Here is a 20,314-nt window from a genome sequence, read left to right as displayed (position 1 = left end):
AGACCCCAAGGAGGGCAGCCAGATGCCAAGCAACGAAATCACCATCAGCGCATCGGATATCGAGGCGCTGGGCAAGGATCTCGATGAATTGCGCGACCGCATTGTCGCCGATCTGGGCGAGCGTGATCGCGAGTACATCTACTCGATCATCAAGACACAACGCGGCTGCGAGGCCGCTGGGCGCGCCCTGATGTACCTGGGGTTCATCCCGCCCGTGTGGCTCGCTGCGGTGGGCGCGCTGTCCGTCTCCAAGATCCTCGACAACATGGAGATCGGCCACAACGTCATGCACGGCCAGTACGACTGGATGCGCGAAAAGGGCCTTAACTCACGCGAGTTCGAATGGGACACCGTGTGCCCCGCCGACCAGTGGCGACACTCGCACAACTACATGCACCACACCTACACCAACATCGTCGACATGGACCGCGACGTGGGTTACGGCATCCTGCGGATGGCGCCCGAGCAGAAGTGGAACCCCTACTACCTGGGCAACCTGGCCTGGGCGACCGCCCTGATGGTGTTCTTCGAGTGGGGCGTCATGGTGCACGAGCTTGAGGCCGAGAACATCGTGAGGGGCAAGCGCAAATGGTACGACCTCAAGCCGTTGATCAAGGGCATGTGGCGCAAGGCCAGTAAGCAGGTTCTCAAGGACTACGTGATCTTCCCGGCGCTGACCGGCCCGCTGTTTCCGATCACCTTCCTGGGCAACTTGTCCGCCAACTTCGTGCGCAACGTGTGGACGTTCTCGATCATCTTCTGCGGGCATTTCCCGTCCGGCACCCAGACCTTCTCGAAGGAGGAGACCGCCAACGAAACGCGCGGCGAGTGGTACATCCGGCAGTTGCTTGGTTCGGCGAACATCGAGGGCAGCAGGCTGTTTCACATCATGAGCGGCAACCTGTCCCACCAGATCGAGCATCACCTGTTCCCGGATCTGCCGGCCAATCGCTATCCGGAGATGGCCACCGAGGTGCGCGAGCTGTGCCAGAAGTACGGCCTGCCCTACAACACGGGGGGCCTCTTCGCCCAGCTCTCGTCCACCTGGAAGAAGATCGCTCGCCTGTCCTTGCCTAACGGCTGGTTCCGCGACGACGAGGAGCTCGTCGTGCACATCGAGCGGGACAAGCGCAAGGAAGCGGCCGCCGAACCAGAGGTCGTTGTCGTCGACGAGCGCGGTCAGCTGGTCGACGCGTAAGTTAGGTGACGTGGTGAGCAAGTTCGAACGCAACAAGGACCTGGCCCAAGAGGTCGTGTCGTCAACCGCCGAGCACGTCGGCGAGATCGCCAAGATCATCACCAACGCCGTGGTTGATGTCACCCGGCAGATCGGCGAGATCGCCACCGATGCCTTTGAGATGCGCGAGGCGGCCAAGCGCGCCGAGCAGGATCAGTCTCGGGATGGCGTGGACGCCGACGAGGATCCGGCGACGCACTGATCGGTCATCGGCTGAGCGCGACGTTCTACTTCGCAGTGGACGTCGCGCTCAGTCGGAGGCATCTCGCCAGTCGGCGGCGGTAATGGTGAAGTACACGTAATCCTCCAGCGCGCCGTTGATCTCACGCTTCTGGCGGTGGTGCTCGTGGGCACCGATCTTGGCGAGCGCCTTCTGCGACCGCAGATTGTCGGCAGCCACGTGGAACCACACCAGGTCGGCATTGATGAACGCGTAGTCCAGCATGAGCGTCTTGAGCTCAGCATTCACCGTGCCGCCCCAGTACTCGCGAGTGAGGAACGTGTACCCGATCGCGACCTCGCGCTTGTCCGGGTCCCACTCGTAAAAACGGGATGAGCCGATCATCTCCCCGGTGGAGTGATCGATGATGACAAGCGATTTTGCGGCGAGGGCCTCCACAAACCATTTCTCGAAGACCGGCCGCTGGTGACGGTCCGAACTCGGGTGCTGCGCCCAAATGAGCGGATCGCTGGCCGCACGGTAGAGCGGCTCAAGGTCGTCGTCTGCCAATGGACGCAGGGTGAGCGTTGGCCCCTCCAGCGTCGGCTGGCTCATGAACTCGGTGGACATCACTACCAGCTTACGAGGGTTTACGAAATATGTTGCGCCAGGGTCGATTTACCCGGGCCTTCGAGATCTGCGAGCGCGCAGGGCCGCGCGGCCATCGCCATCAGCAGCGCCTCGGCGGGGCCGGTGACCTCAGGCCCGCTACCGCGTGACCAGTCGAGGTCGGTAGCCACAAGCCGCACACCGCGGGCGCGCAACGCGCCCCGGATCGGGGGTGCCCAGCGCGCGAAATCCATGGCGACGCGCATCCGCTCCCCCGGAATGTCGCGTGGGAGCCCGAGTGGGCGACGGATGTCCTGTTGGTGGACGATGCCGTCCAGCAAGGAAATCCGGCCGCCGAACCCCGCTGTCAACACTCCCGGTACTTCCGCCGCCCGAACCATTTCCAGCAACTGCGCGGGGGTCCGCCCGGCCAGTTCGGCAACACGATTCGCGTTGGCCTTATTCGGGTTGAAACCCGCCTTGGCCACCCGCGAGTAGAACTCTGCCCGGTTGAGGTCCTCGTACCCGATCATGTGTGTCACCACATCGCGCACTCGCCACTTGGTACACAGCGACGGTGCATCCCACTGTTCGGGGGTTAGACCCGCCAGGAAATCGGCGAGGTCGATACGTTCGGCCCGCGCCAGCTCCATGGCGCTCAGCATGGCGAACTACGCGGACTTATCGCGCCGTTCGGCACGTGAGGGCTTGCGCGGCACGATCGTCGGCAGCACGTTGTCGATGACGGTCTCCCCGGTCACGACAACCTTGGCGACATCGTCGCGGCTGGGGATGTCGTACATCACCGGCTGCAGCACTTCTTCCATGATGGCGCGCAGACCGCGAGCGCCGGTGCCACGGTGGATGGCCTGATCGGCAATGGCTTCCAGCGCATCCTGGCTGAATTCCAGCTCGACGCCGTCCATGTCGAACAGGCGGGTGTACTGCTTCACCAGCGCGTTCTTCGGCTCGGACAGGATCGTGATGAGCGATTCGCGGTCCAGGTTGGTCACCGAGGCGACAATCGGCAGACGACCGATGAACTCGGGGATCAGCCCGAACTTGATCAGATCCTCGGGCATGACCTCGGCGAAGTGGTCGGTGGTGTCGATATCGGCCTTCGACTTGACCTCGGCACCAAAGCCCAGGCCGCGCTTGCCGACGCGGTCCGACACGATCTTCTCCAGGCCCGCGAAGGCGCCGGCCACGATGAACAGCACGTTGGTGGTGTCGATCTGGATGAACTCCTGATGCGGGTGCTTGCGGCCGCCTTGCGGGGGCACCGAAGCCTGCGTGCCTTCCAGGATCTTCAGCAGCGCCTGCTGCACACCCTCGCCGGAGACGTCGCGGGTGATCGACGGGTTTTCGCTCTTGCGGGCGATCTTGTCGACCTCGTCGATGTAGATGATGCCGGTCTCGGCACGCTTCACGTCGTAGTCGGCCGCCTGAATCAGCTTGAGGAGAATGTTCTCCACGTCCTCGCCCACGTATCCGGCCTCGGTGAGGGCGGTGGCGTCGGCGATGGCGAACGGCACGTTGAGCATCTTGGCCAGCGTCTGGGCCAGGTAGGTCTTGCCGCAACCGGTGGGGCCGAGCATCAAGATGTTGGATTTGGCCAGCTCAACGGTCTCACCACGGGCGTCGCGGGCCTTATCGCCGGCCTGGATGCGCTTGTAGTGGTTGTAGACGGCGACTGCCAGCGTCTTCTTCGCGGTGTCCTGGCCGATGACGTAGTTCTCCAGGAACTCACGGATCTCAGCAGGCTTGGGCAGCTCATCGAGCTTGACGTCGTCGGCGTCGGCCAGTTCCTCTTCGATGATCTCGTTGCAGAGGTCGATGCATTCATCGCAGATGTACACGCCGGGGCCGGCGATGAGCTTCTTGACCTGCTTCTGGCTCTTTCCGCAGAACGAGCATTTCAGCAGGTCGCCGCCGTCTCCGATACGTGCCATGGTGGCCAGTCCTACTTCCTGTCACATGGTGGTGGATCGTGGTGTCAGCACGTCCTCTGACCTGTTGGTCCCGACGCTACCCGCTATACCGGACACCCCGCGACCGATAAACCGAATAGCACCGACGGCATTTACACCCTGCCGTGCTGGAGAACATATCGCCTCGCACCGACCGAAGCCGCCGATGACGCGCACCCGAGACCGGTGTGTTGCAACTGTTATCCGAGCCCGCCGGCAGGCAGCTACGAAGCTGCCTGCGCGGAGAGCTTGCGGTACTCCAGGACGACGTCGATGATCCCGTACTCCTTGGCCTCCTCGGCCGTGAAGATCTTGTCGCGGTCGGTGTCCTTGCGGATGATCTCCGCATCTTTACCGGTGTGCCGGGACAGTGTCGTCTCCTGGAGCACCCGCATGCGCTCGATCTCCTTGGCCTGGATCTCCAGGTCGGTGAACTGACCCTGAATGACACCGGACAGCGATGGCTGGTGGATCAGCACGCGGGCGTTGGGCAGCGCCATCCGCTTACCGGGGGTACCGGCGGCGAGCAGCACGGCTGCAGCCGAGGCGGCCTGGCCCAGCACCACCGTGCGGATGTCGGAGCGGACGTACTGCATGGTGTCGTAGATCGCCATCAACGAGGTGAAAGAACCACCCGGGGAGTTGATGTACATGGTGATCTCACGGTCGGGATCCAGCGACTCCAGCACCAGCAGCTGGGCCATGATGTCGTTGGCCGAGGCGTCATCCACCTGCACGCCGAGGAAGATGATGCGCTCCTCGAACAGCTTGTTGTAGGGGTTCGACTCCTTGACACCGAAGCTCGAGTGCTCGATGAACGAGGGCAGGATGTAGCGCGCCTGCGGAGCCAGTTCCGGGTTGAGGTGCTTCGAGATCACTTGGAGGCTCCCTTGCTGCCGTTGAGATTGCCGCGGGTAATGATCTTGTCCACGAACCCGTACTCCAGTGCCTCCGCCGCGGTGAACCAGCGGTCACGGTCCGAATCGGTCTCGATCTGTTCCACACTCTTGCCGGTGAATTCAGCGTTGAGGCGGAACATTTCCTTCTTGATGACCGTGAACTGCTCGGCCTGAATGGCGATATCGGAGGCGCTACCCGTCACGCCACCGAGGGGCTGGTGCATCAGGATCCGGGCGTGCGGCAGCGCGTGCCGCTTGCCCTTAGTGCCGGCGGCCAGCAGGAACTCGCCCATCGATGCCGCCATGCCCATCGCGTAGGTGGCGATATCGCACTCGGACAGCTCCATGGTGTCGAAGATCGCCATGCCGGCGCTGATCGACCCACCCGGGGAGTTGATGTACAGGTGGATGTCCTTGGTGGGGTCCTCGGCCGTCAGCAGCAGAATCTGCGCGCACAGCTTATTGGCGATGTCGTCGTCCACCTGCTGGCCCAGGAAAATAATGCGCTCGGAGAGCAGACGCTCATACACCGAGTCGATCAGGTTGAGCCCGGCTGTCGCCGAACGCATTTCAGTCACTGTGCAACCTGCCTTCGTCTAGCTCTTCGGGATTCCGCTTAAGAAACCAATTCCGTGTACTGCCGACATTAACCAACATCGGGTGCTGCGCACTCCCCGCCACGGGCGAGTTCGCTCAGAGCGTGACGCGGACTACTCGGCGTCGTCGTCCTTGCTCTTCTTCTTGGCCTTCTTCTCGGCCTTTTCGGACTTGTCTGTTTTCTCGCTGTCCGCGCTCTTCTTGGCCTTGGCCGGCTTCTCCTCGGCATCAGGCTCGGCAGCGGCCTCGTCGGCCCCACCGCGACGCGGCCCCAGCACGGCGTCGACGTCCACGTTCGCGCCGGTGGAGTCGGTCACCTTGGCCTGGCGGATGACCTCGGCGATGGCCTTACCGCGGCGCACGTCGACGTACAGGCCGGGCAGCTGCTGCTGCTGGGTCAGGTACTGGATCAGCTGCTGCGGCTCGATGCCGTACTGACGCGACATCAGGACCAGACGCTCGGTGAGGTCCTGCTGGTCGACGTTGATGTCGAATTTGTCGGCGATCACGTCGAGCAGCAGCTCGGTCTTGATCGACTTGGTGGCGGACTCGCGCATGTCCTTGTCGAACTCTTCACGCGAGGTGCCCTGCTCTTCGAGCAGCTCGTTGAGGCGCTCCTCGTTGTGGTCCAGACCGTGGACGGCCTCGTGCAGGCTGTTGCCGATCTGCTCTTCGAGGATCTTCTCGGGCACCGGGATCTCGATCTGGTCGAGCAGCGCGGTGATGGTCTCGTTACGGATCTCGTCGGCCTGCGCGATGCGCTTGCGACCCTTCACCTGCTCGACGAGGCTGTCCTTGAGCTCGCCGATGGTGTCGAATTCGCTTGCCAGCTGGGCGAAATCGTCGTCAGCGGCGGGAAGCTCACGCTCCTTGACGGAGCCGACCTTGACGGTGACTTCGGCGTCCTGTCCGGCGAATTCGCCGGCGACCAGCTTGGTGGTGAACACCTTCTCCTCGCCGGACTTCAGGCCGATGATGGCCTCGTCGAGGCCGTCGATCAGCTGTCCGGAGCCGATCTCATGAGACAGGCCGGTGGTCGAGGCCTCCTCGACCTCCTTGCCGTCCACGGTGGCCGACAGGTCGATCGAGACGAAGTCGCCGTTCTCGGCGGCACGCTCGACACCCTTGAGGGTTCCGAACCGCGCGCGCAGCGCTTCCAGCTCGGCGTCGACCTCGGTGTCCTCGACGGTGACGGGCTCAACCGTGACCGCGACGGTGCTCAGGTCGGGGAGCTCGATCTCGGGACGCACATCCACCTCAGCGGTGAAGGTCAGCTCCTGGCCGTCCTCGATCTTGGTGACCTCGATCTCCGGCTGTCCGAGCGGCTTGACGTCGGACGCGGTGACGGCCTCGCTGTAGCGGCCCGGGAGCGCCGAGTTGACGACCTGCTCCAGCACCGCGGCGCGGCCGACGCGCGCCTCGAGCAGCTTCGCGGGGGCCTTGCCGGGGCGGAAACCGGGCAGTCGGACCTGCTGGGCGAGCTCCTTGTAGGCCTTTGAGAAATCTGGTTCGAGCTCTGCGAAGGGAACCTCGACGTTGATGCGAACCCGGGTCGGGCTCAGCTTTTCGACGGTGCTCTTCACGTGCAGTGCTCCTTTATGGTTCGCGGCAGATCGTCGTGACCTGCGGTTCTTCGTGCTGTCGTGCTGTCGGGGTGACAGGATTTGAACCTGCGACCCTCCGCTCCCAAAGCGGATGCGCTACCAAGCTGCGCTACACCCCGTCGGACCTGCGTCCATACTTCGTCCAAGACTCCGTACGAGACCAAGCGATCTTACGGCCTCGACATGCAACGGCATGAATTGGATTTGATCCGCCCCGGCGCTGTACATTCGTCAGCGCGTGCGGGACAACCTCGCAAGCATGCGGGTGTAGCTCAATGGTAGAGCCCTAGTCTTCCAAACTAGCTACGCGGGTTCGATTCCCGTCACCCGCTCCACACATCAGTACCGTAGGTGCCATGGAAATCATCCTGGGCCTGCTTCTCCTCGGCGTGATCGTCGGCGGCGCGATCATCTACACACAGGGATCGAGCCGCCGCCGTGGCGACCAGCTCGAGGACGCCAAGGCCGACGCCCGCCGCCTCACCGAACGCCTCGGCGGTCAGGTGCTGGGACTGAGCGGGAACGATGACGCGTCCCGGCAGGCACTCGCCGACGCCTCCGAGCGCTATACCGCGGCGTCCTCAGCCATCGAGCAGGCCCGGACCCCCGCGCAGGCAACGCTGGCCAAGGAAAGCGCCATCGAGGGGCTGTACTACGTACGAGCGGCGCGCCTGGCCATGGGCATGGACCCCGGACCCGAACTTCCCTCCACCGCCGGGCAGAGCAAGGCCGGATCTGTCAGCGAGGATCGGCGGATCAACTTCGAGGGACGCGAGATCGAGGCTTCCCCGGAGCCGTCGGGCCGCACCCCCAACTACTACCCCGGCGGCACCGTCGCCGGACGTCCCGTACCCGCGGGCTGGTACTCCGAACCATGGTGGAAGCCCGCTCTTGTCGCCGGTGCCTGGGGCGTGGGTTCGGCGCTGCTGTTCAACTCGCTTTTCTCCGGCATGCACGGCGTCGGGTACGGCGCCTCGGGCTTCGAAAGCGGTTTCGGCCAGGGCTATTCGGACGGATACGACGCCGGCCTGAACGCAGGCAACGACGGCGGCGCGAATCAGGGCGGTTGGGATCAGGGTTCAGGCGGAGCCGATCAAGGCGGCTGGGACCAGGGTGGTTCCAGCTGGGATCAAAGCGGCGGAGGCTGGGACCAAGGCGGTGGCTGGGACAGCGGCGGCGGTTGGGATGGCGGCGGCGGCGATTTCGGTGGGGACTTCGGCGACTTCTAGGGCGCGCTATTGCGCGTTGACGGGCACATTGGGCGCCAGCAGGATCGGCGCGAATGTCTCGCGCGCCAGCGCACGCACCTCTTCGGTGTTGCCGAGGTCGATCGTTGTCGCGGGCGAGGCCATGTATCCCAACACCAGATGAATCAAGACGTCGACCTGCCGCCTGGAGTCACCCGGCGGAATACGCCCTTCCGCCCGCATCTGGTCGATCTGCGCGGCGAGATAGTTCCGTGCCAGCTCGATGGGGGCAGGGTCGCCCTGAGTGATCGCTTCTATCGCCGTCATCCTGGCGACGAGTGAATCACCGCGCAGCAGAGGGTGATTCACAACCTCGATGCAAACCGCGAACCCCTCGGCGACCCGCTCGCCGATGTCGTCGAAACCGCCCGCGCGTTCCTGCAGTTCGTCCAGGAACTTCTGCATTTCTTGAGCAAGAGCCCGCTCGAACAATTGATCCTTACTGGAGAATCGCCGAAATACTGTGGCGCGGCCCACTTTCGCCCGCCGCGCGACCTCATCGATAGTGGCCGTCTGCGTGCCTCGCTCGGCCAGTACTTCAATGGCGGCGTCCAGCAACCGGATCTCGATATCGTCGGGTTCGGGGTGCGAACCCAGTCCGCGCACCGCGCGCGCCATGAGCTTTCCCAATGGCGCACCCGGTCGCGTCATGAGCTCCCCTTTCGGGTTATTGGTACTCGCGGTCCCACTCAGTGCAGCTTACAACTCGACACGTCACCGCGGCTGACATCACGCGTTTTGACATGAGGGACACCAGAACAGGTTTCGCGCGTCCATCTCCGCGGTGAGGATCGGAGTGCCGCACACCCGGCACGGCGCACCCGCGCGCCGATACACGTAGGTGCGCGGGCGGTCCGGTGCGTACGAGGGCTCGCCATGGTCGTATTCGGGGTCGACGACAACGATCTTCCCGACGCGCAGCCCGACACGCATGCGGTCCACAAGGTCATTCCACAATGCGGTGAGTTCCCCGGATTGCAGGTGGCTGCCGGGCCGGTACGGGTCGATCCGCTGACGGAACAACACCTCGCTGCGATACACATTGCCAACCCCGGCGATGATCTTCTGGTCCATCAGCAGCGCACCGATTGGCCTGTGCGACTTAGCGATCCGCTCGAAGGCGGATGACGGGTCGGATCGGGGGCGCAGCGGGTCGGGACCCAGGCGCGCCAGGATGGCGTCGACCTGCGGCGCGTCGATGAGCTCACATGCCGTCGCGCCCCGCAGATCGGTACCGAACTGCGGGCCCTCGATGCGCATCCGCACCTGCCCCACCGGCACACCCATCGGCACCGGCAGCTCGGTGAACGTGCCGTACAGCCCCAGGTGCACATGCACCACACCGGCCGGGCCGTAATCGTGGAACAGATGCTTGCCCCAGGCATGGGCCTTCACCAAGGTGCGTCCGTTGACCACGGCCGCACCTTCAGCGAATCGGCCTTGCGGACTACTGACAGCCACCGCCGAACCGGCGAACCGGCGCTGGTGCAGCCGCGCCAGCCGGTGCAGGGTATGCCCCTCCGGCACAGGCGTTTACGCGTTGGCGCCCGGTACCGGCGGCGCTTCGTGGGTGGTCTCGTACTCGGCCAGGATGTCGATGCGGCGCTGGTGCCTCGGCTCCTCGGACCACTTGGCCGCAAGGAAGGCATCGACGATGGCCAGTGCCTCCGGCACGGTGTGCATGCGGCCGCCGATGCCGATCAGTTGGGCGTTGTTGTGCTCGCGGGCCAGTACCGCAGTCTCCAGGCTCCAGGCCAGCGCACATCGGGCGCCGGGGACCTTGTTGGCCGCGATCTGCTCACCGTTACCCGAACCGCCCAGCACGATGCCGAGGCTGCCCGGATCGGCGACGGTGCGCCGCGCGGCATCGATGCAGAACGCCGGGTAGTCGTCCTGCGGGTCCAGCTCAAAGGCACCGCAGTCCACCGGCTCGTGGCCACGGCCACGAAGATGCTCGATGATCTTCTGCTTCAACTCGTATCCGGCGTGATCGGCTCCGACATAGACGCGCATGCCGCTGATTGTGTCAGGTTGCCCTGCGGTCGGTTACCGTGGCGCGCATGTACCCGGTCGGACTGCCCCAGTACACCTATCCCCCACGTCGACATCCCTGGGAGATCGGGTTGCTCGTCGTCGTGATCCTGTTCACAGTGCTGCTGTACATCGGAGCGATTTTCAGCATCGTCGGGTATCTCGCCGACCCCGAGAACGCCGATCTGAACATCATCATCGTCGCGCTGGCCGCCACCCCTCTGACCTTGTACCTGGGTCGAGGCATTCTCTACGGGCAGCAGCGGGTGAACGGCGTGAAGATGTCCCCCACCCAGTTCCCCGAGGGGTACGCGCTGGTGGTCGAGGCAGCGCAGCGTTTCGGTCTGCAGGAGCTGCCCGACGCTTACGTTGTGCTGGGCAACGGCCAGATCAACGCCTTCGCCAGCGGCCACGGCTTCCGCCGGTTCGTCGTCGTCTACAGCGACCTGTTCGAGATCGGCGGCGAGGCGCGTGATCCGGAGGCCCTGGCCTTCATCATCGGGCACGAGGTCGGCCACATCGCCGCCGGGCACGCCTCCTATTGGCGACAGTTCGCCCAGACCGCTATGAACTTCGTCCCGTTCCTGGGCACCTCGCTGTCGCGGTCCATGGAGTACACCGCCGACAACCACGGATACGCCATGCGCCCCACAGGAATTCAGGGAGCCATCGGCGTCATGGCGGCCGGTAAGTACCTGCTCAAGCGGGTCGAGTTCGACACGCTGGCCAACCGCGCCACCCTGGAGACGGGGTTCTTCGTCTGGCTGGTCAACATGCTCTCCAGCCACCCTGTGCACACCTGGCGCGCGGCGGCGCTGCGGAATCGGCAGCAGGCCGGGTCGTTGTTCTTCCGGCCCAAGCTACTGCCGCCGACTCCCATTCCTCCGGTGCCGCCGCTGCTACCGCCCGCGCCGCCGCCGATACCGCACGGCTACCTGCCACATCAGCAGGCGTACACCTTCGACAATCCGCCGCCGCGCTACTAGTCGAACGTCGGCGGCTCGGTGCGGGTGCGCTTGAGCTCGAAGAAGTGCGGGTACGAGGCAAAGATCACCGACGCATCCCAGAGCTTCCCCGCCTCTTCACCACGCGGGATCTTGGAGATCACCGGACCGAAGAAGGCCACACCATTGACGTGGATCGTCGGGGTGCCCACGTCCGGGCCCACCTTGTCCATGCCGGCGTGGTGGCTCTCGCGTAGCGCCGCGTCGTACTCGGTCGACTCGGCCGCGTCGGCCAGCTCGGCGGGCAGGCCCACCTCGGCAAGGGACTCCGCGATGACCGCCGGGAGGTCCTTGTTGTCCTGATTGTGGATCCGGGTCCCCAGCGCGGTGTACAGCGGCTCGAGGATCTCCGGTCCCTTGGCCTGCTCGGCGGCGATAGCCACCCGCACCGGTCCCCAGGCCGTCTTCATGAGTTCCTGGTAGCGCTCCGGCAGGTCCTCGCGGCCCTCGTTGAGGACGGCCAGACTCATCACCCGGAATTTCACGTCGATATCGCGAACCTTCTGGACCTCCAGGATCCACCGCGAGGTGATCCAGCACCACGGACATAGCGGGTCGAACCAGAACTCGGCGAGATCCTTCTTGTCTGCAGACATTGCGCACCTTTCGGATGTGAGTCGGGCAGGGTTAGCTCCAGTTTGTCCCAACTCACGTTCCCGCCGCCGTGTTCCCGACGCGTCTACCGGCTACGTTGGGTACGTGGCACTCCCCAACCTCACCCGTGACCAGGCCGCGGCACGCGCCGCTGCGATCGACGTCGAGCATTACGCGATAACCCTCGACCTCACCGACGGTAACGGCGGTCCGAGCGAAGAAACCTTTCACTCGTCGACCACCGTCACTTTTACCGCGCAGCCGGGGGCCTCAACGGTTATCGATATCGCGGCCCGCACCGTGCGCCGCGCCGAGCTCAACGGCGTCGAAATAGACGTCAGTGGGTACGACGAGGAGAACGGCATCACGCTCGACGGGCTGGCCGCCACGAACACTGTGGTGGTCGAGGCTGACCTCGAGTACTCGCACACCGGTGAGGGTCTGCACCGCTTCGTGGACCCGGTGGACGACGAGGTGTACCTTTACTCGCAGTTCGAAACCGCCGATGCCAAGCGCATGTTCGCGTGCTTCGATCAGCCCGACCTCAAGGCTGCCTTCGACGTCACGGTGACTGCCCCGGCGCATTGGCAGGTGATCTCCAACGGTGCCCCGCTATCGGTTGCCGACGGTGTGCACACCTTCGCGACCACCGCCAAGATGAGCACCTACCTGGTCGCGCTGATCGCCGGGCCATACGCGCGGTGGAACGACGTGTACTCCGATGACCACGGAACCATCGACCTGGGCATCTATTGCCGCGCCTCACTGTCGGAGTTCATGGACGCCGACCGGCTTTTCACCGAAACCAAGCAGGGATTCGGCTTCTATCACAAGAACTTTGGCACTCCGTACGCGTTCGGCAAGTACGACCAGCTGTTCGTGCCCGAGTTCAACGCCGGCGCCATGGAGAACGCCGGTGCGGTGACCTTCCTGGAGGACTACGTCTTCCGCTCCAAGGTCACCAAGTACTCCTATGAGCGACGTGCCGAGACCGTGCTGCACGAGATGGCGCACATGTGGTTCGGCGATCTGGTCACCATGCGTTGGTGGGATGACCTGTGGCTCAACGAGTCCTTCGCGACCTTCGCCTCGGTGCTGTGCCAGGCGGAGGCCACCGAGTACACCGAGGCATGGACCACGTTCGCCAATGTCGAGAAGTCGTGGGCGTACCGCCAGGATCAGCTGCCGTCGACCCATCCGGTGGCCGCCGACATCCCCGATCTGGCCGCTGTGGAGGTGAACTTCGACGGCATCACCTACGCCAAGGGCGCCAGTGTGCTCAAACAGCTTGTGGCGTATGTCGGTCTGGAGAATTTCTTGGCCGGCCTCCGGTCGTACTTCCGCGACCACGCGTTCGGCAACGCGACATTCGACGATCTGCTAGGTGCGCTGGAAGAGGCCTCGGGACGCGATCTGTCGGACTGGGGCACGCAGTGGCTCAAGACCACCGGACTGAACACGCTCTCGCCTGACTTCGAGGTGGACGCGGACGGCAAGTTCACTAGGTTCGCCGTCAAGCAGTCCGGGGCCGCCCCGGGCACCGGCGAGACACGGGTGCACCGCCTGGCCGTCGGAATCTACGACGACGTGGACGGCAAGCTGGTGCGCACCCACCGGCTTGAGTTGGACGTCGAAGGACCGTCGACGGACGTGCCCGGGCTGGTTGGTGTTTCCCGCGGGAAGCTGATCATCGTCAACGACGACGATCTGACCTACTGCTCGCTGCGCCTGGACGACGAGTCACTTCAGACGGTGCTCTCGCGGGTAGCCGATATCGCCGAGCCGCTGCCGCGCACGCTCGCGTGGTCGGCGGCCTGGGAGATGACCCGCGAGGCCGAGCTGCGGGCGCGCGACTTCGTGGCACTGGTGTCCTCGGGTGTGCACGCCGAGTCCGAAGTCGGTGTGGCGCAGCGTCTGCTGCTGCAGGCGCAGACTGCGTTGAGCTCGTACGTGGAGCCCGAGTGGGCACGCGAGCATGGCTGGCCGGCGTTCGCCGACCGTCTGCTGGAACTGGCGCGCGCCGCCGAGGCAGGCTCGGATCATCAGCTGGCATTCGTGAATGCCTTCACCAACTCGGTGTTGTCGGCAGGGCATACCGTCGTGCTGCAGGCGCTGCTGGACTCCGATCCGGCGTCGCTGGATCTGCCCGGCCTGACGGTGGACACCGACCTACGGTGGCGAATCGTGAACGCGCTGGCGGCCTCCGGAGCACTGGAGCCGGACGCATCGGTGTTCATCGATGCCGAGCTGGAGCGCGACCCGACGGCCGCAGGCAAGCGTCAGGCGGCCCAGGCCCGCGCGGCCAGGCCGGTCGCCGAGGTGAAAGAGGCGGCGTGGAAGCAGGTCATCGACGATGACACGCTGCCGAACATCACCGCGCGTTCGGTCATCGCGGGAATCGTGCAGCCCGGACAGGCTGAGCTGCTGGCACCGTTCGCGGGTCGCTACTTCGACGTCATCGAGGATGTGTGGGCGCGGCGTTCCAGCGAGGTGGCGCAGACCGTGGTGATCGGTTTGTACCCGTCGTGGGACATCTCGCAGCGTGCGGTGGAGTCAGCAGATGGCTTCTTGGCCAAGGAGATCCCGTCGGCGCTGCGCCGTCTGGTCTCCGAGGGGCGCGCGGGCATCGTCCGGTCACTGCGGGCCCGCGAGTTCGACGCCCAGTAGCGGCCCTTCGTTTGACGCCGAGTGCATACCAAGCGCAGGCCTTTCACGCGATTCGCCTGCCTGCGGTATGCGCTCGGCGAGCCAGGGCGTCACGCACGCGCCGGATGATGTCGTCGGGGTGGTCTTCCGCGACCACCCTGACAATCTGCCAGCCCATGCCCTCGAGCATCTCCAGACGCTTGATGTCCTTGAGGTACTGCCGACGGTCGCTGCGGTGCTGGTCTCCGTCGTACTCGACGCCGACCATGAGGTCCTCCCACCCCATGTCGATGTACGCGAGCGCAACGAAGTCGCCGTTATGCACCATGACCTGCGTGGCAGGGCACGGCAACCCGGCCCGTATCAGCAGCAGCCGCAGCCAGGTCTCCTTAGGCGACTGCGCCCCGGCATCCACCAGATCAAGCGCTGCATGCGCCCGACGAATGCCACGCATACCCGGGTGTCGCGACGCGAGTTCAGCGACGTCTGACAGTGCGAGTTGCGTAGCGCGCACAAGAGAGTCCAGCGCGGCCACCGCGACGCCCTGCGGATAGCGGCAGGCGAGATCAACCGCGGTGCGAGCCGCAGTCGTGGTCCGCATCCCGCCGATTACACACACCTCGCCGTCCTGGAGGGTGCATCGAAGAGTCACTACGCCTGGCTCGCGACGCCGGTTGTGGTCGTCAACAATCTCCGCCGGTCGCGATGGGTCAACCCATTGCGACCCGTGTAGTGCTGCCGCGGAGAACCCTGCAAGCACTCCCTGCCTACGCGATCGCAGCCATGCCGCCTCCGCACGGATGGTCGGCGTTACCGCGATGCCCCGCGGAACGTAGACGTCCTTGTGCCTGGCCACGTACGTCGTTGACAGCTCATGCCGGGTCACCAAACCCGCGCGAATCGCCTCGCTCCCAAGGATTACCCCGCTCCCCATTGCCGAATCATGCGACAGGCCACCGACAAAAGCATCGAGCGCATACCAGACGCAGCGATTTCAGAGATTTCGCATGCATGCGGTATGCGCTCGGCGCAGAGAGAGGTGGGGATCAGGGGCGCGAGATGGCGGCGCTCATCACGCGCACCGCGCTGATGATCCCGTCGAGCAGGTTGCCTTCCTTGAACGACGCCACAGCAGCAGCGACCCCCAGGTCGGCGGCCGACTCGGCACCGCGACCCTTGAGTCCCTCGCCGTAGACGACCTCCACGACATGCTGGTTGGGCGACACCGCGATCAGCACGGCCTCATCCGGCGTCGGCACCTTGAGGAACACGTCGCGTGCTCCGGCGGCGGTGTCTGATCCCAGATCGCCGATGTACACGGAAAATCGCGCCTTCGACTGACGCGACCCGTAGGTCAGCGCATCGTCGAGAGTCGCCAGCTCGTAGTTGGGGAACGGGTACTCGACCGACAGCGCGCCCGGCTCGGTGACCCCCGAGAGGCGTCCGCTGATGGTCTCGGCCCACCCGCGCGGCAGATCGGCGGGAGCAGTCTTGATGACTTCACCACTTGCCACTTGCGGACCCTCCAATCGCCTCGGTGCCTGCGTGTCCATGGCCGTGGCCATGCCCGTGCGCGTCACCAATGTTCTCGTCGACAGCGGCCCACAGGATCGGCGCGTGTGTCCAGCCGTCGTTCATGTTGAAGGTCGCGGGGTGCGGGCCCTTCTTGCGCATCGTCCACAATCCGACGAGCACAAAGAAGACGGGCGTGATCAGGGCTACCCAGACCGGCATCCCGATGTATGTGGGGCTGTTGAGAAAGCTCACGATGCAAACCGTAGCCGACCGCGCCGGGAAGTCATGCCGCGCCCTCCCCTAGATATCGGACCCATGCCGGGTCGAGTTCCTTGACCGACGACAGCAGCCGCCAGTGCTGGCCCTTCGGCGGCATCGGTGTGGTGTGCAACGCCCAGCCCAAGTCCGCCAGCAGCCGGTCGGCCTTGCGGTGATTACACGACGAACAGCAGGCCACGCAGTTCTCCCAGGAATGCGCGCCGCCCTTACTGCGCGGGATGACGTGATCGATGGTGTCGGCGCGTCCACCGCAGTACGCGCAGCGGAACCGATCGCGATGCATCAGCGCGGCCCGCGTCATGGGGACCCGCGCCCGGTAGGGCACCCGCACGAAGGTCCTGAGCCTGATCACCGACGGCACTGCCACCGACGTGGTGGCCGAATGGATGACGGGAGCACCCGGATCGTCGTGCACCACATCGGCCTTGCCGCATAGCAGCATGATCACCGCACGGCGCATCGGCAGCGCTGTGAGCGGCTCATATGTGGAGTTCAGCAATAACACACGACGCCGGCCCCATAGGGAACCGGCGTCGTTGGATTGCTGTGGGGGGATGGCCCCGGGGACCCTCGTCCCTGGGACACTGTGCAGTATTCGGGCCGACCCGTTCTGGGTCGGCCCAGCGCTGGCACTGTTATGCCGGTGCCCGCGGCTCTTCTTGTGTTGCACCATTACAACCAGTGCACCACGATTCGGCGGTCTTCGCACGACAATTTGCGCCGTGTTCGCAGGTCAATCCAATGAACATCGCGTAACCAACCCGGCTGACCGACCCAAGTGCGTACCGGCACAATGGACGACGTGGCAGCCCCCACCCCTGAAAACTTCTACGACGCCGTCGGTGGAGCCGACACTTTCCATGCGATCGTTGCTCGTTTCTACGAGCTTGTCGCCGACGATGAGGTGCTGCGGCCCCTATATCCGGAGGAAGACCTCACCGGTGCCGAGGATCGCCTGCGGATGTTTCTGGAACAGTATTGGGGCGGCCCGCGCACCTACTCCGACCAGCGCGGACATCCTCGACTGCGGATGCGCCACGCGCCGTATCGGATCGGCCCCATCGAGCGAGACGCGTGGCTGCGCTGCATGCGGACCGCCGTTGATTCCATCGACCGGAACACCCTTGACGACGACCATCGCGCCCAGCTGTGGAGCTACCTGGAGATGGCGGCGCAGTCGATGGTCAACTCACCCTTCTGATACGTCGATCGCGATTCGAGGCCAGCGCTGTCGTGGTGCAGAATGATCAACCGTGACCGCCGCCTACTTGGGCCAACATGACGACCCCTGGTGGTCGCGAGCCGTCTTCTATCAGATCTACCCACGCTCGTTCGGCGACAGCGACGGCGATGGCGTAGGTGATCTCGATGGCATATCAGCAAAACTCGGCTACCTTGATTTGCTCGGCATCCAAGGGATCTGGCTAAATCCCGTTACCAAATCTCCGATGGCCGACCACGGCTACGACGTGTCGAACCCCCGGGAGATCGACCCGTTGTTCGGTGGATCGATCGCGATGCACCGGCTCATCGCCTCCGCCCACCGCCACAACATCAAGGTCATCATGGACTTGGTGCCCAACCACACCAGCTCCGAGCACCGCTGGTTCATCGAGGCTCTCGCCGCCGAACCTGGCAGTGAGGCTCGCTCGCGTTACATCTTCCGCGACGGCAAGGGCGTCAACGGCGAACTGCCGCCTAACAATTGGCCCTCGGTGTTCGGCGGTCCGGCCTGGACCCGGGTGACCGAGCCCGATGGCACACCCGGCCAGTGGTACCTGCATTTGTTCGCCCCGGAACAGCCAGATGTCAACTGGGACAACCCGGAAGTGTTCGACGACTTCGCCGAGACCTTGCGGTTCTGGCTGGACCGTGGCATTGACGGCTTCCGGCTCGATGTTGCCCATGGCATGGCCAAGCCGCCGGGTCTTCCCGATATCGAGGACACCGAAACCTCGATGCTGCACATCGCCGATGAGGACCCACGTTTCAACAACGAGGGCGTACACGAGTACCACCGCAAGATCCGCAAGGTGCTCGACCAGTACCGCGATGTGGTTGCCGTCGGCGAGATCTGGGTCAACGACAACACTCGCTTCGCCGAGTACGTCAGGCCCGACGAGCTGCATCTCGGATTCAACTTCAAGCTGGTAGAGGCCGACTTCGACGCGGACAAGATCCGCGCCGCCATCGAAAATTCCCTTGCTGCAGTCGATTCCGTAGGCGCAACCCCCACCTGGACGCTGTCCAACCATGACGTGGAGCGCGAGGTGACGCGCTACGGCAACGGCCAGATCGGCCAGTGGCGGGCCCGGGCCATGGCCCTGGTGATGCTTGCGCTACCCGGAACTGTGTTCATCTACAACGGTTCCGAGCTGGGGCTGCCGAATGTGGATCTACCCGACGAGGCTCTGCAGGACCCGGTGTGGGAACGCTCCGGCCACACCGAACGGGGTCGCGACGGCTGCCGGGTTCCGATCCCCTGGGAGGGCACCGACCCACCGTACGGCTTCTCGTCCAACGATCAGACCTGGCTGCCGATGCCCCACGGCTGGGCCGACTTCACCGTCGAACATCAGCTGGAACAGGCCGATTCCACGCTGTCGCTGTACCGGCGTGCCATCGAATTACGCAAGAACCGAAAAGAATTCAACGGCACCAGCCTGGAGTGGTACGGCAGCCCACCGGGCGCGCTGGCGTTCCGCGTCAAGGGCGGCGGGCTGACCTGCGCCCTGAATGTCAGCAGCGACCTGGTGGACTTGCCTGCGGGCGAGGTCATCCTGACCAGCGGGCCGCTCGTCAACGGCAAGCTGCCACGCAATACCGCGGCCTGGATCGTCTAGCGGACCGATAGCGACAGATCGGTCCGGCGGCGGTACACCGATCCGAAGCGGGCGTCCAGCCGTAACCATGCGGGCACGGCGCGCACCCGCACCGGTTCATCCTCGGCAGGGTTAGTGGGCACAAATCCCATTGCTGCCAAAGCAAATACGCATCGCATCGGCACGTCGACCGGTCGGCCATCGGTTCCATCGACCGTCACGACGGATTGGTCCAGCAGCGACACCGGTGGACCGTGGGCACTGCCGTGTTCGCGTGCCAGCTCTCCCCCGCGCTGCGCCAGTTCGAGCACTGTCCGTGCCGGAATGTCGTCCAGATACTCAAATCCGCTATCGGCGGGCAACGCACCCCGCCACACCGAGTCCATCGGGAAACCCGTGTGCACGTAGCCGTCTGCGTCCGGGGCCTGTAGGCCACGCAGCACTTCGTCGACTGCGGCGGTGATATCGGGGGTTCTCAGCTCACCGCGCACGGCGCGGCAGGCCAGCACGTCGAATTGTGTTGCGGTCCAGACGACTATCCGGCCGTCGTCTCGAAGACGCAGCCGCACCACTGCGGACTCGTCCAGTCGTGCGGCGCGGGTAAGGAACGTCGCCAGGTCCTTGCGGTCGAAGGCGTCGGGCACCCGCAGCGGGGCCTCGGTCACGGTCGCGACCAGCGTTGCAGGTACTCGCGATGGGTATCGGTGAGACGCAACAGGGTTTGGCTGTCCAGGTGAAAAGTCACCAGCTGGGTGTCCGCGATCACCGCGGGTTTTGAATCCGGCGCCGCGTTCACCGAACGCACCTCGTAGTTGATCGTGAAGTCCACCGCTCTGATCTTCGAGACCCACATGGTCACCTGCAGTGGAGAGTCGGCGAGCCGCACCTGCCCCTTGTATTTCACGTGAACATCGGCGATGAGCAGGCCCGTGGTGGTGATCTCGGCGCCAAACACGTCCCGCAGGAACGGCACTCGCGCTTCTTCCAGGATCGTCACCATCGTCGCGTGGTTCACGTGCTGGTACATGTCGATATCGGACCAGCGGACCGGCACCGCCGCGACATAACCTGGCTTGTCGCCGATGCTCATCGGTGTCTGC

At 64.6% G+C, this 20,314-nt stretch carries 23 protein-coding genes and 2 tRNA genes; 8 read left to right on the top strand and 17 right to left on the bottom strand.

All coding sequences use genetic code 11. The features are described from left to right. The first annotated feature begins 22 nt into the window (after positions 1–22). Complete coding sequence (locus AOT83_RS05445; RefSeq protein ID WP_030095107.1) at positions 23–1,198, top strand: acyl-CoA desaturase; 1,176 nt, start codon at positions 23–25, stop codon at positions 1,196–1,198. A 10-nt stretch (positions 1,199–1,208) separates the two neighbouring features. After that, positions 1,209–1,439 carry a hypothetical protein gene (locus AOT83_RS05440; protein ID WP_030095106.1) on the top strand — a complete coding sequence of 77 codons (231 nt, stop codon included), beginning with the start codon at positions 1,209–1,211 and terminating at the stop codon, positions 1,437–1,439. 48 nt (positions 1,440–1,487) lie between these two features. Here the strand turns inward: AOT83_RS05440 and AOT83_RS05435 are convergent, their stop codons facing one another. From AOT83_RS05435 to AOT83_RS05405, 7 genes are all read right to left on the bottom strand, one after another. Then, positions 1,488–2,027, bottom strand: coding sequence for a GNAT family protein (locus AOT83_RS05435; RefSeq protein WP_044104318.1), 540 nt, complete (start codon positions 2,025–2,027; stop codon positions 1,488–1,490). A gap of 20 nt (positions 2,028–2,047) precedes the next feature. Continuing rightward, positions 2,048–2,671 (bottom strand): maleylpyruvate isomerase family mycothiol-dependent enzyme, encoded by a 624-nt coding sequence (locus AOT83_RS05430; protein WP_030095104.1) that lies wholly within the window; start codon positions 2,669–2,671, stop codon positions 2,048–2,050. A gap of 6 nt (positions 2,672–2,677) precedes the next feature. Then, on the bottom strand, positions 2,678–3,958 hold the full coding sequence (gene clpX, locus AOT83_RS05425) for an ATP-dependent Clp protease ATP-binding subunit ClpX (protein ID WP_030095103.1): 1,281 nt from the start codon (positions 3,956–3,958) through the stop codon (positions 2,678–2,680). A gap of 242 nt (positions 3,959–4,200) precedes the next feature. Beyond that, positions 4,201–4,854 (bottom strand): ATP-dependent Clp protease proteolytic subunit, encoded by a 654-nt coding sequence (locus AOT83_RS05420; RefSeq protein ID WP_030095102.1) that lies wholly within the window; start codon positions 4,852–4,854, stop codon positions 4,201–4,203. Beyond that, positions 4,851–5,444 (bottom strand): ATP-dependent Clp protease proteolytic subunit, encoded by a 594-nt coding sequence (locus AOT83_RS05415; RefSeq protein WP_030095101.1) that lies wholly within the window; start codon positions 5,442–5,444, stop codon positions 4,851–4,853. The genes AOT83_RS05420 and AOT83_RS05415 overlap by 4 nt, the downstream gene beginning before the upstream one ends. A gap of 141 nt (positions 5,445–5,585) precedes the next feature. Then, positions 5,586–7,055, bottom strand: a complete 1,470-nt coding sequence (gene tig, locus AOT83_RS05410) for a trigger factor (RefSeq protein ID WP_057964977.1) — start codon at positions 7,053–7,055, stop codon at positions 5,586–5,588. Positions 7,056–7,121: 66 nt separating this feature from the next. Further along, a tRNA-Pro gene (locus AOT83_RS05405) sits at positions 7,122–7,195 on the bottom strand. A 142-nt stretch (positions 7,196–7,337) separates the two neighbouring features. On the opposite strand from AOT83_RS05405, the gene AOT83_RS05400 reads away from it, so the two are divergent. Together AOT83_RS05400 and AOT83_RS05395 are read left to right on the top strand one after the other, a co-directional pair. Continuing rightward, positions 7,338–7,411, top strand: a tRNA-Gly gene (locus AOT83_RS05400). Between the two features lie 21 nt (positions 7,412–7,432). Next, positions 7,433–8,305: a hypothetical protein gene (locus AOT83_RS05395; protein WP_030095099.1), complete on the top strand. Its 873-nt coding sequence runs from the start codon at positions 7,433–7,435 to the stop codon at positions 8,303–8,305. A gap of 6 nt (positions 8,306–8,311) precedes the next feature. On the opposite strand, the gene AOT83_RS05390 is transcribed toward AOT83_RS05395, so the two are convergent. The 3 genes from AOT83_RS05390 to AOT83_RS05380 all read right to left on the bottom strand — a co-directional run bounded on the left by AOT83_RS05390 (position 8,312) and on the right by AOT83_RS05380 (position 10,336). Next, positions 8,312–8,974, bottom strand: a complete 663-nt coding sequence (locus AOT83_RS05390; protein WP_030095098.1) for a TetR/AcrR family transcriptional regulator — start codon at positions 8,972–8,974, stop codon at positions 8,312–8,314. 78 nt (positions 8,975–9,052) lie between these two features. Then, positions 9,053–9,850 carry a zinc finger domain-containing protein gene (locus AOT83_RS05385; protein WP_057964978.1) on the bottom strand — a complete coding sequence of 266 codons (798 nt, stop codon included), beginning with the start codon at positions 9,848–9,850 and terminating at the stop codon, positions 9,053–9,055. Between the two features lie 6 nt (positions 9,851–9,856). Beyond that, on the bottom strand, positions 9,857–10,336 hold the full coding sequence (locus tag AOT83_RS05380; protein WP_030095096.1) for a ribose-5-phosphate isomerase: 480 nt from the start codon (positions 10,334–10,336) through the stop codon (positions 9,857–9,859). Positions 10,337–10,383: 47 nt separating this feature from the next. Between AOT83_RS05380 and AOT83_RS05375 the strand changes: the two genes are divergently transcribed. Beyond that, entirely contained in the window at positions 10,384–11,340 is a 957-nt protein-coding gene (locus AOT83_RS05375; RefSeq protein ID WP_030095095.1) for a M48 family metallopeptidase, read from the top strand. On the opposite strand, the gene AOT83_RS05370 is transcribed toward AOT83_RS05375, so the two are convergent. Beyond that, positions 11,337–11,954, bottom strand: a complete 618-nt coding sequence (locus AOT83_RS05370; RefSeq protein ID WP_030095094.1) for a DsbA family protein — start codon at positions 11,952–11,954, stop codon at positions 11,337–11,339. The two genes, AOT83_RS05375 and AOT83_RS05370, sit on opposite strands and share 4 nt — an antisense overlap. A gap of 103 nt (positions 11,955–12,057) precedes the next feature. On the opposite strand from AOT83_RS05370, the gene pepN reads away from it, so the two are divergent. Beyond that, complete coding sequence (gene pepN, locus AOT83_RS05365) at positions 12,058–14,619, top strand: aminopeptidase N (RefSeq protein WP_057964979.1); 2,562 nt, start codon at positions 12,058–12,060, stop codon at positions 14,617–14,619. Positions 14,620–14,662: 43 nt separating this feature from the next. On the opposite strand, the gene AOT83_RS05360 is transcribed toward pepN, so the two are convergent. From AOT83_RS05360 to AOT83_RS05345, 4 genes are all read right to left on the bottom strand, one after another. Continuing rightward, a complete protein-coding gene (locus AOT83_RS05360) occupies positions 14,663–15,532 on the bottom strand; it encodes a hypothetical protein (protein ID WP_030095092.1) in 870 nt (289 codons plus the stop codon). A gap of 112 nt (positions 15,533–15,644) precedes the next feature. Continuing rightward, positions 15,645–16,112 (bottom strand): DUF5130 domain-containing protein, encoded by a 468-nt coding sequence (locus AOT83_RS05355; protein ID WP_030095091.1) that lies wholly within the window; start codon positions 16,110–16,112, stop codon positions 15,645–15,647. Continuing rightward, positions 16,099–16,365: a hypothetical protein gene (locus AOT83_RS05350; RefSeq protein ID WP_030095090.1), complete on the bottom strand. Its 267-nt coding sequence runs from the start codon at positions 16,363–16,365 to the stop codon at positions 16,099–16,101. Before AOT83_RS05350 ends, AOT83_RS05355 begins: the two co-directional genes overlap by 14 nt. 31 nt (positions 16,366–16,396) lie before the next feature. Then, positions 16,397–16,948, bottom strand: a complete 552-nt coding sequence (locus tag AOT83_RS05345; RefSeq protein WP_101312223.1) for an HNH endonuclease — start codon at positions 16,946–16,948, stop codon at positions 16,397–16,399. A 237-nt stretch (positions 16,949–17,185) separates the two neighbouring features. On the opposite strand from AOT83_RS05345, the gene AOT83_RS05340 reads away from it, so the two are divergent. Beyond that, positions 17,186–17,593, top strand: a complete 408-nt coding sequence (locus tag AOT83_RS05340) for a globin (RefSeq protein WP_030095088.1) — start codon at positions 17,186–17,188, stop codon at positions 17,591–17,593. A gap of 52 nt (positions 17,594–17,645) precedes the next feature. After that, positions 17,646–19,235, top strand: a complete 1,590-nt coding sequence (locus tag AOT83_RS05335; RefSeq protein WP_057964980.1) for a glycoside hydrolase family 13 protein — start codon at positions 17,646–17,648, stop codon at positions 19,233–19,235. Here AOT83_RS05335 and AOT83_RS05330 read toward each other — a convergent pair. Then, complete coding sequence (locus AOT83_RS05330) at positions 19,232–19,879, bottom strand: hypothetical protein (protein WP_030095086.1); 648 nt, start codon at positions 19,877–19,879, stop codon at positions 19,232–19,234. The two genes, AOT83_RS05335 and AOT83_RS05330, sit on opposite strands and share 4 nt — an antisense overlap. After that, entirely contained in the window at positions 19,876–20,304 is a 429-nt protein-coding gene (locus tag AOT83_RS05325; protein ID WP_030095085.1) for a thioesterase family protein, read from the bottom strand. Before AOT83_RS05325 ends, AOT83_RS05330 begins: the two co-directional genes overlap by 4 nt. Between the last annotated feature and the right edge of the window lie 10 nt (positions 20,305–20,314).

Source organism: Mycobacteroides sp. H001 (genome assembly GCF_001440005.1).
Classification (GTDB): domain Bacteria; phylum Actinomycetota; class Actinomycetes; order Mycobacteriales; family Mycobacteriaceae; genus Mycobacterium; species Mycobacterium gwanakae.
This window is presented reverse-complemented; position numbering and strand designations above follow the sequence as displayed.

Coding starts and splice junctions, on each gene's coding strand:
- AOT83_RS05445 (WP_030095107.1), top strand. CDS start 23: ATGCCAAGCAACGAAATCACCATCAGCGCATCGGATATCGAGGCGCTG.
- AOT83_RS05435 (WP_044104318.1), bottom strand. CDS start 2,027: ATGTCCACCGAGTTCATGAGCCAGCCGACGCTGGAGGGGCCAACGCTC.
- AOT83_RS05430 (WP_030095104.1), bottom strand. CDS start 2,671: ATGCTGAGCGCCATGGAGCTGGCGCGGGCCGAACGTATCGACCTCGCC.
- clpX (WP_030095103.1), bottom strand. CDS start 3,958: ATGGCACGTATCGGAGACGGCGGCGACCTGCTGAAATGCTCGTTCTGC.
- AOT83_RS05415 (WP_030095101.1), bottom strand. CDS start 5,444: ATGCGTTCGGCGACAGCCGGGCTCAACCTGATCGACTCGGTGTATGAG.
- AOT83_RS05395 (WP_030095099.1), top strand. CDS start 7,433: ATGGAAATCATCCTGGGCCTGCTTCTCCTCGGCGTGATCGTCGGCGGC.
- AOT83_RS05390 (WP_030095098.1), bottom strand. CDS start 8,974: ATGACGCGACCGGGTGCGCCATTGGGAAAGCTCATGGCGCGCGCGGTG.
- AOT83_RS05380 (WP_030095096.1), bottom strand. CDS start 10,336: ATGCGCGTCTATGTCGGAGCCGATCACGCCGGATACGAGTTGAAGCAG.
- AOT83_RS05375 (WP_030095095.1), top strand. CDS start 10,384: ATGTACCCGGTCGGACTGCCCCAGTACACCTATCCCCCACGTCGACAT.
- AOT83_RS05370 (WP_030095094.1), bottom strand. CDS start 11,954: ATGTCTGCAGACAAGAAGGATCTCGCCGAGTTCTGGTTCGACCCGCTA.
- AOT83_RS05360 (WP_030095092.1), bottom strand. CDS start 15,532: ATGGGGAGCGGGGTAATCCTTGGGAGCGAGGCGATTCGCGCGGGTTTG.
- AOT83_RS05340 (WP_030095088.1), top strand. CDS start 17,186: ATGGACGACGTGGCAGCCCCCACCCCTGAAAACTTCTACGACGCCGTC.
- AOT83_RS05325 (WP_030095085.1), bottom strand. CDS start 20,304: ATGAGCATCGGCGACAAGCCAGGTTATGTCGCGGCGGTGCCGGTCCGC.